The following is a 13,789-nucleotide window of genomic DNA, read 5'->3' as shown; positions in this document are numbered from 1 at the left end:
GGCCGGGGCACTGCGGCTCCGGCTGGTTCTCGGACGCGGAGCCTCAGCCCCGCCAGGGCAGTTCGGCCGTGACCGTCGTCGGGCCGCCGGCCGGGGAGTCGACGACGAGGATGCCGTCCACCGCGTCCAGCCGCTCCGTCAGGCCGGCCAGCCCGCTGCCCGTCGAGACACCGGCTCCACCGCGCCCGTCGTCGGTGACCTGGAGCATCAGCCGGTCCGCCGCCTGCCACACGTCGACCGAGGCACGGGTGGCCCGGGCGTGCTTGCTGACGTTCTGGAGCAGTTCGGAGACCGTGAAGTACGCGATGCCCTCGATGGCCTGCGCGGGCCGCGACTCCAGATCCACCACGACCTTCACGGGGACGGTGCAGCGGGAGGCGATGGCGGAGAGTGCGGCGTCGAGTCCGCGGTCGGTGAGGACGGCGGGGTGGATGCCCCGGGCGAGGTCGCGGAGTTCCTGGAGGGCGACCTTGACCTCGCCGTGTGCCTCGTCGACCATGCGGGCCGCGGCTTCGGGGTCGTCGGTGAGCTTCTCCTTCGCCAGCCCCAGATCCATGGCGAGGGCGACGAGGCGGGCCTGTGCGCCGTCGTGGAGGTCGCGTTCGATGCGGCGCAGGTCGGCGGCGGCCGTGTCCACGACCACACCCCGGTCCGACTCCAGCTCCGAGACCCTGGTGGCCAGCCGGGAGGGGCCGAGCAGACCCAGCACCATCGCCCGGTCCACGGACACCAGGCCGCGGATGATCCACGGTGTGACCAGGACGAGAGCCAGGCCGACCGCGCTGGTCACCGCCATCTCGAAGGGGGAGTCGAGGTAGACCTGATGCGTCCTGTCGCCGTACAGCTGGATGCCGTCGACACCCGCGTACGCCGGGAAGACCCAGCGCCACAGCGGATAGGTGAACGTCGCCCAGCCGTACGTCCAGAACGCCACCGCGACGGTGAACGCGAACGTCGCCCACGGCATGTGGAGCACCGCGTAGACAAGGTGTCGCCAGGACACCCCGCTCCTCAGCACCGCGCCGACCCAGGACAGCAGGCCGCCCTTCCCGCGCACCGGCGCGGGATCCGCGACGTCCAGCTTCAGCAGTCCGCGCGCCCGCCCCCGCTCCACGGCACCGAAACCGCGGCACACCACCAGGCCGGCGGCGAGTATCGGAATGCCGACGAAGGTGATCAGCATGCCCAGGCCCAGCGACACCATGGTGATCGCGAAGCTGAACATCACCACGCTGATCGGCAGGCTCAGGAGCACATAGCCCAGCTCACGCCACGTACGCGCCTCGAAGGGCGTGCGCAGCGCCGTGGGGAAGAAATGCTTCGCCGGGGGGTAGCCCCCCGACCCGGTGCCGGGCCTGTGGTGGTCCCGCCTGTCCGGTCCGTATGCCGTGGCCATCAGTGGCGTCCGTCCGTTTCTTCTGAGCGGGGACTCCCCGCGGGCCGATACAACGGCTGATATCTCAAGACTGCTGTGCCGGCGGGTTCCGCACCATGAGGACGGTCTCCGTATCCGGCAGGGGGTTTTCCCCACCATCGGGAGACCCCGCCCGACGACCGGGTCACGCGGCGCCGACCCGCTCGGTCCCGGTGTCCGCGCGGTCGCGCCAGGGCAGCTCCGCGGTGACCGTGGTGGGGCCGCCCTCGGGGGAGTCCAGGACGAACAGCCCGTCGACCGCCCCCAGCCGCTCCGCCAGCCCCGACATGCCCGTACCGCCGTCGAGCCGGGCGCCGCCCGTCCCGTCGTCCCGGACCTGGAGCATCAGCCGGTCGCCGGACCGCCACACGTCGACCGACGCCGCGGCGGCGCGGCTGTGCTTGCTGACGTTCTGGAGCAGTTCGGAGACCGTGAAGTAGGCGATGCCCTCGATGGCCTCGGCGGGCCGGGCGGGCAGCTCCACCGACACGGTCACGGGGACGGTGCAGCGGGAGGCGATGGCGGAGAGTGCGGCGTCCAGTCCGCGGTCGGTGAGGACGGCGGGGTGGATGCCCCGGGCGAGGTCGCGGAGTTCCTGGAGGGCGACCTTGACCTCGCCGTGTGCCTCGTCGACCATGCGGGCCGCGGCTTCGGGGTCGTCGGTGAGCTTCTCCTTCGCCAGCCCCAGGCCCATGGCGAGGGCGACGAGGCGGGCCTGTGCGCCGTCGTGGAGGTCGCGTTCGATGCGGCGCAGGTCGGCGGCGGCCGTGTCCACGACCACACCCCGGTCCGACTCCAGCTCGGCGATCCTGCGCTCCAGCTCGTCGGAGGGCGAGAGCAGGGCCCGCACCATCGCCCGGTCCGCGTTCGTCAGACCGCGCGCGATGTACGGGAGTACCGGCCAGAGCACGAACAGACTCACCAGGGTCACGGCGAACGTCGCCACGCCCCACGGCAGCCGGATGAACGAATACAGCAACGCCCGCCAGCCCACCGGGTCCTTCAGCCCCGACCACAGCCAGGAGAAGAAGCCCTGGTCCCGACGGCTCCGCGCCATCGGGCTCGGCTCCTCGATCCGCACCCCGAGCATCCCCCGGGCCCGGCCGCGCTCGGCCCGGCCCAGACCGCGCGCACCCTGGAGTCCCAGGGCGAGGAGCGGCAGTCCGATCACCGTGACGGAGAGCCCGGCACCCACCCCGATCAGGAACACGGTGTACACGAACCCGGCGACGGCCATCGGCAGATTGGCCAGGAGATACGCGATCTCCTTCCACGTCCACCGGTCGAAGGCGAAGCGCGCGGGCGGCGGCCGGTCGTTGTCCGGCACGGAGGGGCTCATGGTCATACGACCAGCGTGCCGGGCCGGGCGCGCCCACGCCATGGGGTTCGTGGGTGGGGCCGGGTAGGGATAACCCCACCTCGCGTCGTGCCACCCCTGTCACCTCCTGTCCCACCCGATGTGCGACGGGGCTGCTTACCGTCTCTTTAACAGGGCCTAGACTCCCGTGCGTACAGACCGTCGAACAGGTTGAGGGAGCGAGGGACGGACGTGGCGGACGTGCCGGGACCGACCGTTCTCGCGTCGGACTACTTCCAGAGCTACTCAGTGGTCGGACTGCTCGCCCTGGTGGGCGTGCTGTTCGTCGCCGTCGCCTTCGGCGCCGGCCGGCTGCTGAGGCCCGTGGTCCCGACGCCGGAGAAACTCCTCACGTACGAGTGCGGCGTCGACCCCGTGGGGGAGGGCTGGGCCCACACCCAGGTTCGCTATTACGTGTACGCCTTCCTGTACGTGATCTTCGCCGTCGACTCGATCTTCCTGTTCCCGTGGGCGACGGTGTTCGCGGCCCCCGGATACGGGGCGACGACGCTGGTGGAGATGTTCATCTTCCTCGGTTTCCTGGCCGTGGGACTGCTCTACGCATGGAAGAAGGGCGTCCTCGAATGGGCGTGACGAGCCGGCCGAATCCCGAACCCCCCGTGTCGCTGCCCGACCCGACGCCGCTGCCCGAGCCGAAGAAGCTCGGCGTGCTGTCCCGGCTCGCGCCGGAGCCGATGAAGGTGGTCCTCAACTGGGGCCGCCGCTACAGCCTGTGGGTCTTCAACTTCGGACTCGCCTGCTGCGCCATCGAATTCATCGCCGCGTCCATGGCACGGCACGATTTCATCCGGCTCGGCGTCATCCCGTTCGCGCCCGGGCCCCGGCAGGCCGACCTGATGGTCGTGTCCGGCACGGTGACGGACAAGATGGCCCCGGCCGTGAAGCGGCTCTACGAGCAGATGCCCGAGCCGAAGTACGTCATCTCCTTCGGTGCCTGCTCCAACTGCGGTGGACCGTACTGGGATTCGTACTCCGTGACGAAGGGTGTCGACCAGATCATCCCCGTCGACGTCTACGTGCCCGGCTGCCCGCCCCGGCCCGAGGCGCTCCTCCAGGGCATCCTCAAGCTCCAGGAGAAGATCGCCCGCGAATCGCTCGCCGAGCGCTACGCCACCGAGGAAACGGCCCGCCCCTCGGCCGCGGCCCTGCGCAGCGGTCTCGTCGCGGCCCCGAAGACCCCGGGGGAGGAGCGGAAGTGACCGCCTCGGACACCTACGACCGGCTGCCCGACGGCGTCACCGACGTCTTCGGCGCGGAGGCCACCGCCGCGCACGCGTACGACCTGCTGACCGTCGACGTCCCCGCCGCATCCTGGACCACCGCCCTCGAAACGGCCCGCGACGAGCTGGGCTGCACCTACTTCGACTGGCTGAGCGCCGTCGACGAACCGGGCACCGGGTTCCGCGTCTGCGCCCATGTCGCGGCCCTCGGCGAAGGCACGGTCCGACGCCTGCTGCTCCGTACGACCGTCCCGCACGACGCGGCCACCCTGCCCACCGCCATCGGCGTCTACGCGGGCGCCGCGTGGCACGAGCGTGAGACGCACGAGATGTTCGGCATCACCTTCGAGGGCCACCCGCATCTGGTCCCCCTGTTGCTGCCCGAGAGCTTCGAGGGCCACCCGCTGCGCAAGGACTTCGTCCTCGCGGCCCGGGTCGCCAAGGCCTGGCCGGGGGCGAAGGAGCCGGGCGAGTCCGAACACGGCGGGCCCAAGCGGCGCACCATGCTGCCACCGGGCGTGCCCGATCCCAATGAGTGGGGCCCGCTCAAGGGGCAGCTCCCGCCCGCACCGGCCCGGCCGGCCCGAGGGGCGCGCGCGGCGGGTGCGGCAGGCGACCGCCCGGTGCGCCGGGCGCGCAGTGCGAGCGAGGGTTCGGCGGCGCAGCGACCTGCCACACCCCCGGACGCCGCAGGCGCTCCGGACGCGGCGGAAACCCCGCAGACGGCTCCGCCACGCCGCACCCGCAGTGCCTCCCAGGGCTCGGCGAGCCAGGCCACCGGCCCGGCGCCCACGCCTCCGGCAGGTACGACCGACGCCGGCACCGAGCAGGGCGGCGGCGACGCGGCACGCGCTAAGGGCGCGGCCGGCAGCGCGGACGCACCCTGGCACGACGCACGCCCCGCCTTCGACGACACCCCGGAACGGCCGGCACCGGAAGGGGAGACCCCGGAACGGCCGGCACCGGAAGGCGAGACCCCGGGACGGCCCGCGCCGCCGGAGCCCGAGCGGTCGGCGGAGCCGGACCAGCCGACCGAGCCTGCGCGGTCGGCTGAGCCCGCACCGGCACCCGAGCCTGAGCGGCCGTCAGGTCCAGGCCCGTCGGACGCCCCTGCGCAGGGTGACGCCGACCCCGCCGAGGACAGCGACACGGGCCCCGGCCCCGCCACTGAATCCGGGCCCGAGGACGGGCCCGAGCCCGGCCCCGGCCCCGCCACTGAATCCGGGCCCGAGGCCCAGCCCGAGCCCGATGCCGGGCCCGACTCGCCCCGAACCGACCGTTCCCCCGGTCCCGACCGACCCGCCGGAGGCGATACCGCGTGAACGACGTACTCGACGTCGCCCTCCGCCTCGTCATCGTCTTTGCCGTGTTCATGGTGGTCCCGCTCGTCGTGGGGCAGACGGAACACAAGGTGATGGCCCACATGCAGGGCCGCCTCGGCCCCATGTACGCGGGCGGGTTCCACGGCTGGGCCCAGCTCGTCGCGGACGGGGTGAAGTTCGCGCAGAAGGAAGACGTCGTACCGGCCGACGCGGACCGCCGCATCTTCCAGCTGGCCCCCGCCGTCGCCCTGCTCCCGTACCTCCTCGTGATCGTCGCCATCCCGATCGGTCCCAGCGAGGGAGCGGTCGGACAGGTCGTCGACGCGGGCATCTTCTTCGTGCTGGCCATCATGGGTGTCGGCGTGCTCGGCTCACTGATGGCGGGCTGGGCCTCGGCCAACAAGTTCTCCCTTCTCGGCGGTCTCCGCACCGCCGCGCAGCTGCTCGCCTACGAACTGCCGATGCTGCTCGCCGCCGCCTCCGTGGCCATGGCGGCCGGTACCGTCTCGCTCCCCGGCATCCTCAACGCCTTCGAGTGGTGGTGGCTGCCCTGGCAGATCGTCGGAGCCCTGGTCTTCTTCGTGGCGGGGCTGGCCGAACTCCAGCGTCCGCCCTTCGACATGCCGGTCGCCGACTCCGAGATCATCTTCGGTGCGTACACCGAGTACACGGGCCTCCGCTTCGCCCTGTTCCTGCTCGCCGAGTACGCCGGCATCGTCGTCCTGTGCGGTCTGACGACCGTCCTCTTCCTCGGCGGATGGCACGGACCGCTCGGCGCCGACGGGCTCGGCTGGGTCTGGACCCTGCTCAAGACCGGCCTTCTCGCGTTCGTCGTCATCTGGCTCCGGGTCACCTACCCCCGGCTGCGGGAGGACCAGCTGCAGAAGCTCGCCTGGACCACGCTCATCCCCCTCGCCCTCGCGCAGATCGCGCTCACCGGCATCGTGAAGGTGGCGATCAACTAGTGCCCCCGATCCCCGGCTCAGGCCTGGCCAAGGGTCTTGCCGTCACCCTGCGGACCATGACGAAGCGCACCGTCACCGCGCAGTACCCGGACGTCCAGCCCGAACTGCCGCCCCGCACCAGGGGTGTCATCGGACTGTTCGAGGAGAACTGCACGGTCTGCATGCTCTGCGCCCGTGAATGCCCCGACTGGTGCATCTACATCGACTCCCACAAGGAGACGGTGCCCCCGGCCGCCCCCGGTGGCCGCGAGCGCAGCCGCAACGTCCTGGACCGCTTCGCCATCGACTTCGCCCTCTGCATGTACTGCGGTATCTGCATCGAGGTGTGTCCTTTCGACGCGCTGTTCTGGTCGCCCGAGTTCGAGTACGCGGAGACGGACATCCACGAACTGACCCATGAGCGCGACAAGCTCCGCGACTGGATGTGGACCGTTCCCGAGCCGCCCGCGCTCGACCCCGGAGCCGAGGAGCCCAAGGAGATCGCCGCCGCCCGTAAGACGGCCGACAAGCTCCGGGCCCAGGAGGACCGCGAGGCGCAGGAATCCCGCGAGGCGCAGGAATCCGAGGAACCCCGGTCGGGCCGGGAAGCGGAACAGGAGGGGCAGGAGTGATCCTCTCGGCCACCGCCGGCCACCCCGGCTTCCTCTCACCGACCGGTGTCGAGATCGCGTTCCTCCTGGTCGGGCTCGCCACCTTCGGCGCAGCCCTCATCGCCGTCACGACCGAGCAACTCGTGCACGCCGCCCTCTGGCTCGTCGTGGCGCTCGGCGGCATAGCGGTGGAGTTCCTCCTGCTCACCGCCGAGTTCATCGCGTGGGTACAGGTCCTGATCTACGTCGGTTCCATCGTGGTCCTCCTCCTCTTCGGGCTGATGCTCACCAGAGCCCCCATCGGCCGTTCCCCGGACGCCGACTCGGGCAACCGCTGGATCGCCCTCGGCGCCTCCGTCGCCGCCGCGGGTGCCCTCGTCTGGGTCGTCGTGGACGCCTTCCGTACGACCTGGATCAATCTGGACGGCCCCGCCCAGGGCTCCACCAAGGCCTCCGGGGAATTCCTCTTCCGGCACTGGGTGCTCCCCTTCGAAGCGCTCTCCGTCCTGCTGCTCGCCGCTCTCGTGGGCGCGATCGTCCTGTCCCGCAAGGGCCGCCAGGGCCAGGAGGGCAGGCAGGACGGCCGGAGCACCCAGGACCGCCGGGGCACGCAGGACCGCCGGGGCGGGCCGCTCCGCGCCGAACGACCGGCCGTCAACCGGGAGGACAAGAGCTGATGCACCTCGCCTATCCCGCCGTCCTCGCCGTCCTCCTCTTCTGCACCGGGCTGTACGGGGTGCTCGCCCGCCGCAACGCGATCCTCGTCCTGATGTCCGTCGAGCTCATGCTCAACGCCGTCAACCTCAACCTGGTCGCCTTCGACGTCTGGCTCCGCGACGCACTCCACGCGGGGCAGGCGCTCACCCTCTTCACGATCGCCATCGCCGCGGCCGAGATCGGCATCGGCCTCGCGATCGTCCTGGCGGTCTACCGCAACCGCGGCAGCTCGGACATCGACCGTCTCCGCGACACCGCGGAGACCGACGACGCCGAAGTGCTCCCCGACGACGCCGACGCCGCCCGGGACACCACCGCAGACCAGGCCACTGCTCCGGCAGGGAAGGCAAAGAAGGCAGAGGCCACCGCGTGACCACCACGACCCTCGCCGTCCTCGTCCCCCTCCTCCCCTTCCTGGGGGCCGCCGCAGGACTGCTCCTGGGCCGGACCGCGCCGGGCTTCGTCCGCCCCCTCGCCGTCCTGCCGACCCTCGCCGCCGCGGTCCTGGCCGCCGTCGTCGCTTCACGCCAGGGTGGCGGCCGGCCCATCGACGCCTCGACCCAGCTGACCCCCACCGGCTCGGTCCCGGTCGACCTGGCCCTGCACCTGGACGGCTTCGCCGTCCTCGTCGCCGTCCTCGTCGGGCTCGTCGCCACCTGTGTGCAGATCTACTCGACGGCGTATCTCAAGGACGACGCCCGCTACCCCTCGTACGCGGCCCTCGTCTCCCTCTTCACCTCCGCGATGCTGCTCGTCGTCTACTCCGGCGACCTCATGGTGCTCCTGGTCGGCTGGGAGATCATGGGCATCTGCTCGTACTTCCTCGTCGGGCACTACTGGGAGACCCCCGAGGCGCGCGCGGCCTCCCTCAAGGCCTTCCTCGTCACCAAGCTCGGCGACGTGCCCTTCCTCATCGGCCTGTTCGCGCTCGCCGCGGACACCGGCACGTTCCGCATCACCGGCATCCTGGCCGCCGTCGGCAACGGCGGGCTCGACCACCCCACCCTCATCGCCCTGCTGCTCCTCGCCGGTGTCGCGGGCAAGTCCGCGCAGTTCCCGCTGCACACCTGGCTGCCCGACGCGATGGCCGGCCCCACCCCCGTCTCCGCGCTCATCCACGCCGCGACGATGGTCGCCGCCGGTATCTACTTCGTGGCCCGGCTCCTCCCCGTCTTCGCCGCCTCAGGCGCCGCCCTCGTCGTCCTCGCCGTGATGGCGGCGATCACGATGATCGGCTCCGGACTCGCCGCACTCGCACAGGACGACATCAAGCGCGTCCTCGCCTACTCGACCATCGGCCAGCTGGGCTACATGTCCGGCGCCCTGGCCGTCGGCGACCGCGGGGCCGCCGTCTTCCACCTCATCTCGCACGGTGCGTTCAAGGCCGTCCTCTTCCTCGCGGCGGGCGTCGTCATCCACGCGGCGGGTACCAACTCACTCGCCGCCATGTCCCGCATGGGCGGGCTGACGAAGCGCATCCCCGACGCCTACTGGACGATGACCGTCGCCCTCCTCGCGCTGGCCGCCATCCCCCCGTTCGCCGGCTTCTTCTCCAAGGAAGCCGTCCTCGTCGCCGCCGAGCACACCGCTTTCGGAGACCGGGACGTCGCCCCGGCAGCGGCCGGCTGGACGATCCTCGTCGCCGGACTCGTCGCCGCGGTCCTCACCGCCGCCTACGCCACCCGGCTGTGGCTCCTGGCCTTCCGCGGGCGCGGCCCCGAGGTCGCCGACCACGGCAGGCAGCCCGTCGCGATGACCTCCGTCCTCTGGGTCCTGGCCGTCCCCACCATCGCGTTCGGTCTCGCCGCCGGTGTCCTCGTCGACTGGTTCGACGGACACAGCCTCGCCCCCTCCCTCACGACCGCCGTCCTCTCCACCGGCGTCGGACTCGTCGGCGGGCTCGTCACCTACGGGGCATGGCGCCACACCACGGCGCTCGCCGACCGTCCCCCGGTCGGCGCCGTCGCCGCCCACCCCGACGCCGAACCCGCCCTCGTGGAGGTCGAGGCGATCGCCTCGCACACCGCGGCGTACGGCACCATCGCGGGCGCCCCGGACCCGTCGGACCCCGGCAGGCTCCTGCTGGGCCCGCTGCACCGCCACGCGGTCACCGGCTTCCACCTCGACGCCCTGTACACGGCACTGTTCGTCCGTCCCACGAGGGCCGCCGCACGGCTCGTCCGCTTCCTGGACCGTGAGGTGGTCGACACCTACGTACGCGGCTCGGGCAGCATCGCCCGCGGACTCGGCACCGTGATCCGCCGCGCCCAGACCGGCAACGTGCAGACCTACCTCGGCGCGCTCCTCGCCGGAACCCTTGTCCTGGCGATCGCCGCCGTCGTCTTTGCCAACGTCTACGCCGGGGCGTGAGCCGTGTTCGATATCAGCGCATCCGTGATGCAGTTCCTTCTGGCGTTCATCGTCGTCGCCCCGCTCCTCGGCGCGGCCGCCGCGCTCCTGCCCGCCCCTCCCGGGCTCAAGGGCAGGAACCCCGACCAGGCCGTGCTCCGCCACGGCGTGACCGTCACGGGCGCCGTGCTCCTCGCCGCGCTCGTCCTCGCCGCGGGATTCGACCACGACCACCCGTCGAAGATGCAGGCCACCACGGACATCAGCTGGATCCCGGCACTCGACGTCCGGATCCACCTCGGCACCGACGGCATCTCGCTCCCCCTCCTCGTGCTGACCGCGCTGCTGACCTTCCTCTGCGCGCTCTACAGCTACTTCAAGCTCCCCGCAGGCCCCTCCCCGAAGGCCTTCGTCGCTCTCGTGCTCGTCCTCGAGTCGGGCACCCTCGCGACCTTCGCCGTCCTCGACCTGCTGCTGTTCTTCCTGGCCTTCGAGATGGTCCTCATCCCGATGTACTTCCTCATCGCCCGCTGGGGCGGCGACCGGAAGCAGCCCGCCGCCTGGAAGTTCATCCTCTACACGCTGCTCGGATCCGTGATCATGCTGCTGGGGCTGCTCCTCATCGGACTGAAGAGCGGCACTTTCGACATGGTGGCACTCGCCACTGACAACGGCCGCGGCCTCACCACATCGGTGCAGGTCATCGCCGTACTGGCCGTCGGGATCGGCCTGGCCGTGAAGACCCCGATGTGGCCCCTGCACAGCTGGCTGCCCGACGCCCACACCGCGGCCCCGACCGTGGGCTCCGTCCTCCTCGCCGGCGTCCTGCTGAAGATGGGCACGTACGGGTTCGTCCGCATCCTGCTCCCCGTCACACCCGACGGGATGCAGACCTTCGCGCCGTATCTCGCGGCGTTCGCGGTCGTCGGGATCATCTACGGCTCCCTCGCCTGCCTCGCCCTCGCCCGCCCCGGCGCCAAGGGCGACCTGAAGCGCCTGATCGCCTACTCCTCCGTGGGCCACATGGGTTTCGTGCTCCTCGGCATCGCGACCATGACCCCCACCGGGGTGAACGGCGCGCTCTTCGCGAACATCGCCCACGGACTCATCACCGGCCTGCTGTTCTTCCTGGTCGGCGCCATCAAGGACCGCTACGGCACGGCGGACCTCGACACCCTGTCCGGGGCCACCGGGGCGGCTCTCTACGGCCGTGCGCCCCGGCTCGGCGGCCTCCTCGCCTTCGCGGCCGTCGCCTCGCTCGGGCTGCCCGGCCTCGCCGGATTCTGGGGCGAGATGCTCACGCTGTTCGGCGCCTTCGACCCCGCCGACGGGCTCAGCCGCCCCGCCTTCCTCACCTTCATGTCCATCGGTGCCCTCGGCACCCTGCTCACGGCCGCGTACATGCTGATCGTCGTACGCCGCGTCTGCATGGGCGAGCACCGTGAGCAGCCGCACCCGGTCGCCGACATCCAGCGCTACGAATTCGCCGCCTGGACCCCGCTCGCCGCCCTGACCGTCCTCGCCGGACTCTGGCCCGCCGTCCTCCTCGGCCTCACCGACCCGGCCGTGCAGAAGCTCCTCGCAGGAGGCAAGTCGTGACCGTGGCAGCCGACAGCGCAACCGGGGCGGCGAGCCTCGTCCAGTCCGTCGACTGGCTCGCGATCGCACCCCCCGTCATCGCGGCGTCCGTGGCCCTGCTCGTCCTCGTCGCCGACCTCTTCGTCGGCGAGCGGCACAAGCCGCTCCTGGGCTACGGAGCCATCGCCGGGCTCGTCGCCGCGCTCGCCGTGCTCGTCCCGCTGCGCGCCGGAGACCGCTCCACCTTCTGCCTCACCGGCGGGACCCAGGCCTGCAGCTACACCGCCGACCACTTCGCGCTCGTCATCCAGGCACTCGTGCTCGGCGGAGCGCTGCTCACCGCGCTGCTCTCGGTCGGCGACACCCGCAGGCTCCCCGCGGGCGAATTCTGGTTCCTGCTGCTGTCCTCCGCCGCGGGTGCCGCGCTGCTGCCCGCCGCCCGGGACCTCGCCACCCTCGTCGTCGCCCTCGAAGTCGCCTCGCTCCCCGCGTTCGCCCTCGTCGGCATCAAGCGCGGCGACCGTCGCTCCTCCGAAGCGGCCCTGAAGTTCTTCCTCTCCTCCGTCGTCGCCACCGCCGTCATGCTCCTGGGCGTCAGCTTCGTCTACGCGACCACCGGCACGATGCACCTCACGGAGATCGCCGCCCGCCTCGACGACGTACCCGGCAGGTTCTCCACCCTCGCCGAAACAGGCGTCGTCCTCACCCTCGTCGGCTTCGCCTTCAAGACGGCCGCCGCGCCGTTCCACTTCTGGGTCCCCGACACCTACGTGGGAGCTCCGCTCCCCATCGCCGCCTACCTCTCGGTCGTCGGCAAGGCGGTCGGCTTCTCCGGCCTCATCCTCGTCACGGTGATCGGCTTCCCGTCGTACGCAGACGTGTGGGGTCCCGCGCTGGCCGTCCTCGCCGCGCTCACCATGACCATCGGAAACCTCGCCGCACTCCGGCAGAACGCCACCCGCGCCCGGAGCGCCGTACGCCTCCTCGCCTGGTCGTCCGTCGGCCAGGCCGGCTACCTCCTCGTCCCGATCGCCGCCGCCGCGTACTCCAGCGACGAGCAGATCGGCTCCACCGTCGCCTACGCCCTGATGTACGCCGTGGTGAACCTCGGGGCCTTCGCGGTCGCCGCCCTCGTCGCCCGCACCCGCCCCGGCAACCGCCTCAGCGACTACCGCGGCCTGTACGCCACCCGCCCCCTGGCCGCACTCGCCATGGGCTTCTTCCTGCTCTGCCTGGCGGGCCTGCCGCCGGGCATCATCGGCCTCTTCGCCAAGGTCACGGTCTTCTCCGCGGCCGTCGACGCCGGGCTCGGCTGGCTCGCCGTCGTCATGGCCGTCAATGTGGTGATCGCGCTCTACTACTACCTCCGGTGGACCGCCGCGCTCTTCAGGGCCCCGGAGGCGGACACGGCGGCCGAGGCGGCGCCCACGGCACCCGAGCACAGGATCCCCGGCCCGCTCACCCTGGCGATCGCCCTCACCGCAGTAGCCGGAATCACACTCTCCGGTGCTCCCCAGCTCATCCTCCGCTTCGCCGCCGTCAGCCTCTTCTGACCGGCGGTGACCGGCTTGCCCGTGGAGCCACGCACAGGGCATGGTCATGCGTGCACGAGTCACGTAACAGAGCACGCAAGACGAGCACGCAAGAAGAGCACAGAGGAGCCAGAGCGGTGCTGAACGGGTTCAAGGACTTCATCCTCCGCGGGAACGTCATCTCCATGGCCATCGGCCTCGCCGTGGGAGCCGCCTTCACCGCCGTGGTCACCGGCTTCAGCAACGCGTTCATCGTGCCGCTGATCGGCCTCTTCACCCGCGGAACCGGAGACTTCAGCAAGGCCTCCTACTCCGTCGACGGCGTGACGTTCCCGTACGGACTCTTCGTCAGCGCCGCCATCGCCTTCCTCATCACCGCCGCGGTCCTCTACTTCCTGGTCGTCCTGCCCATGGCCAAGGTCCAGAACCGCTTCACGGCGAAGGAGGAGGAGCAGAAGGCCGACATCAAGGCCGCCCTGCGCGACTGCCCCCGCTGCTTCACCGAGATTCCCGCCATCGCCACCCGCTGCGCCCACTGCACCAGCGATGTCGAGCCGGACGCGGAAGCCCGCTCGCTCGCAGGACTCCCCGCGCAGCGCTGACCCGCCGCCGCGGGCCGTCACCGGCCAGCGGCAGGAAGACCACCCGTACGGCCCAGGGGCGGATCCACCCGGATCCGCCCCTTCTGCCTGTGCCCCCGGCCACCTCGCACAAGGGAACTAGC

At 71.4% G+C, this 13,789-nt stretch carries 13 protein-coding genes; 11 read left to right on the top strand and 2 right to left on the bottom strand.

All coding sequences use genetic code 11. The features are described from left to right. Positions 1–43 precede the first annotated feature (43 nt). Positions 44–1,396 carry a sensor histidine kinase gene (locus tag ACFWFI_RS17085; protein ID WP_387390458.1) on the bottom strand — a complete coding sequence of 451 codons (1,353 nt, stop codon included), beginning with the start codon at positions 1,394–1,396 and terminating at the stop codon, positions 44–46. Positions 1,397–1,559: 163 nt separating this feature from the next. Next, positions 1,560–2,759 carry a sensor histidine kinase gene (locus ACFWFI_RS17080; protein ID WP_387390455.1) on the bottom strand — a complete coding sequence of 400 codons (1,200 nt, stop codon included), beginning with the start codon at positions 2,757–2,759 and terminating at the stop codon, positions 1,560–1,562. 204 nt (positions 2,760–2,963) lie between these two features. On the opposite strand from ACFWFI_RS17080, the gene ACFWFI_RS17075 reads away from it, so the two are divergent. The 11 genes from ACFWFI_RS17075 to mscL all read left to right on the top strand — a co-directional run bounded on the left by ACFWFI_RS17075 (position 2,964) and on the right by mscL (position 13,667). Beyond that, positions 2,964–3,365 (top strand): NADH-quinone oxidoreductase subunit A, encoded by a 402-nt coding sequence (locus tag ACFWFI_RS17075; RefSeq protein ID WP_053930253.1) that lies wholly within the window; start codon positions 2,964–2,966, stop codon positions 3,363–3,365. Then, a complete protein-coding gene (locus tag ACFWFI_RS17070; RefSeq protein WP_387390453.1) occupies positions 3,356–3,991 on the top strand; it encodes an NADH-quinone oxidoreductase subunit B in 636 nt (211 codons plus the stop codon). The genes ACFWFI_RS17075 and ACFWFI_RS17070 overlap by 10 nt, the downstream gene beginning before the upstream one ends. Beyond that, the gene (locus tag ACFWFI_RS17065; RefSeq protein ID WP_387390450.1) at positions 3,988–5,334 is read left to right on the top strand and encodes an NADH-quinone oxidoreductase subunit C; all 1,347 of its coding nucleotides are present in this window, start codon (positions 3,988–3,990) and stop codon (positions 5,332–5,334) included. Before ACFWFI_RS17070 ends, ACFWFI_RS17065 begins: the two co-directional genes overlap by 4 nt. After that, positions 5,331–6,299: a complex I subunit 1/NuoH family protein gene (locus tag ACFWFI_RS17060; protein WP_387390447.1), complete on the top strand. Its 969-nt coding sequence runs from the start codon at positions 5,331–5,333 to the stop codon at positions 6,297–6,299. The genes ACFWFI_RS17065 and ACFWFI_RS17060 overlap by 4 nt, the downstream gene beginning before the upstream one ends. After that, positions 6,299–6,910, top strand: coding sequence for a NuoI/complex I 23 kDa subunit family protein (locus ACFWFI_RS17055; RefSeq protein WP_387390445.1), 612 nt, complete (start codon positions 6,299–6,301; stop codon positions 6,908–6,910). The genes ACFWFI_RS17060 and ACFWFI_RS17055 overlap by 1 nt, the downstream gene beginning before the upstream one ends. Next, a complete protein-coding gene (locus ACFWFI_RS17050; RefSeq protein WP_387390442.1) occupies positions 6,907–7,566 on the top strand; it encodes an NADH-quinone oxidoreductase subunit J family protein in 660 nt (219 codons plus the stop codon). The genes ACFWFI_RS17055 and ACFWFI_RS17050 overlap by 4 nt, the downstream gene beginning before the upstream one ends. After that, positions 7,566–7,979, top strand: coding sequence for an NADH-quinone oxidoreductase subunit NuoK (gene nuoK / locus ACFWFI_RS17045; RefSeq protein ID WP_387390440.1), 414 nt, complete (start codon positions 7,566–7,568; stop codon positions 7,977–7,979). The genes ACFWFI_RS17050 and nuoK overlap by 1 nt, the downstream gene beginning before the upstream one ends. After that, positions 7,976–9,976, top strand: coding sequence for an NADH-quinone oxidoreductase subunit 5 family protein (locus ACFWFI_RS17040; protein WP_387390438.1), 2,001 nt, complete (start codon positions 7,976–7,978; stop codon positions 9,974–9,976). The genes nuoK and ACFWFI_RS17040 overlap by 4 nt, the downstream gene beginning before the upstream one ends. Positions 9,977–10,003: 27 nt before the next feature. Beyond that, positions 10,004–11,554 (top strand): complex I subunit 4 family protein, encoded by a 1,551-nt coding sequence (locus tag ACFWFI_RS17035; RefSeq protein WP_387390461.1) that lies wholly within the window; start codon positions 10,004–10,006, stop codon positions 11,552–11,554. After that, the gene (locus ACFWFI_RS17030) at positions 11,551–13,086 is read left to right on the top strand and encodes an NADH-quinone oxidoreductase subunit N (RefSeq protein ID WP_387390436.1); all 1,536 of its coding nucleotides are present in this window, start codon (positions 11,551–11,553) and stop codon (positions 13,084–13,086) included. Before ACFWFI_RS17035 ends, ACFWFI_RS17030 begins: the two co-directional genes overlap by 4 nt. Before the next feature lie 116 nt (positions 13,087–13,202). Beyond that, positions 13,203–13,667: a large conductance mechanosensitive channel protein MscL gene (gene mscL, locus ACFWFI_RS17025; protein WP_387390434.1), complete on the top strand. Its 465-nt coding sequence runs from the start codon at positions 13,203–13,205 to the stop codon at positions 13,665–13,667. The last annotated feature ends 122 nt before the right edge of the window (positions 13,668–13,789 follow it).

Source organism: Streptomyces sp. NPDC060209, from assembly GCF_042728155.1.
Taxonomy (GTDB): Bacteria; Actinomycetota; Actinomycetes; order Streptomycetales; family Streptomycetaceae; genus Streptomyces.
This window is presented reverse-complemented; position numbering and strand designations above follow the sequence as displayed.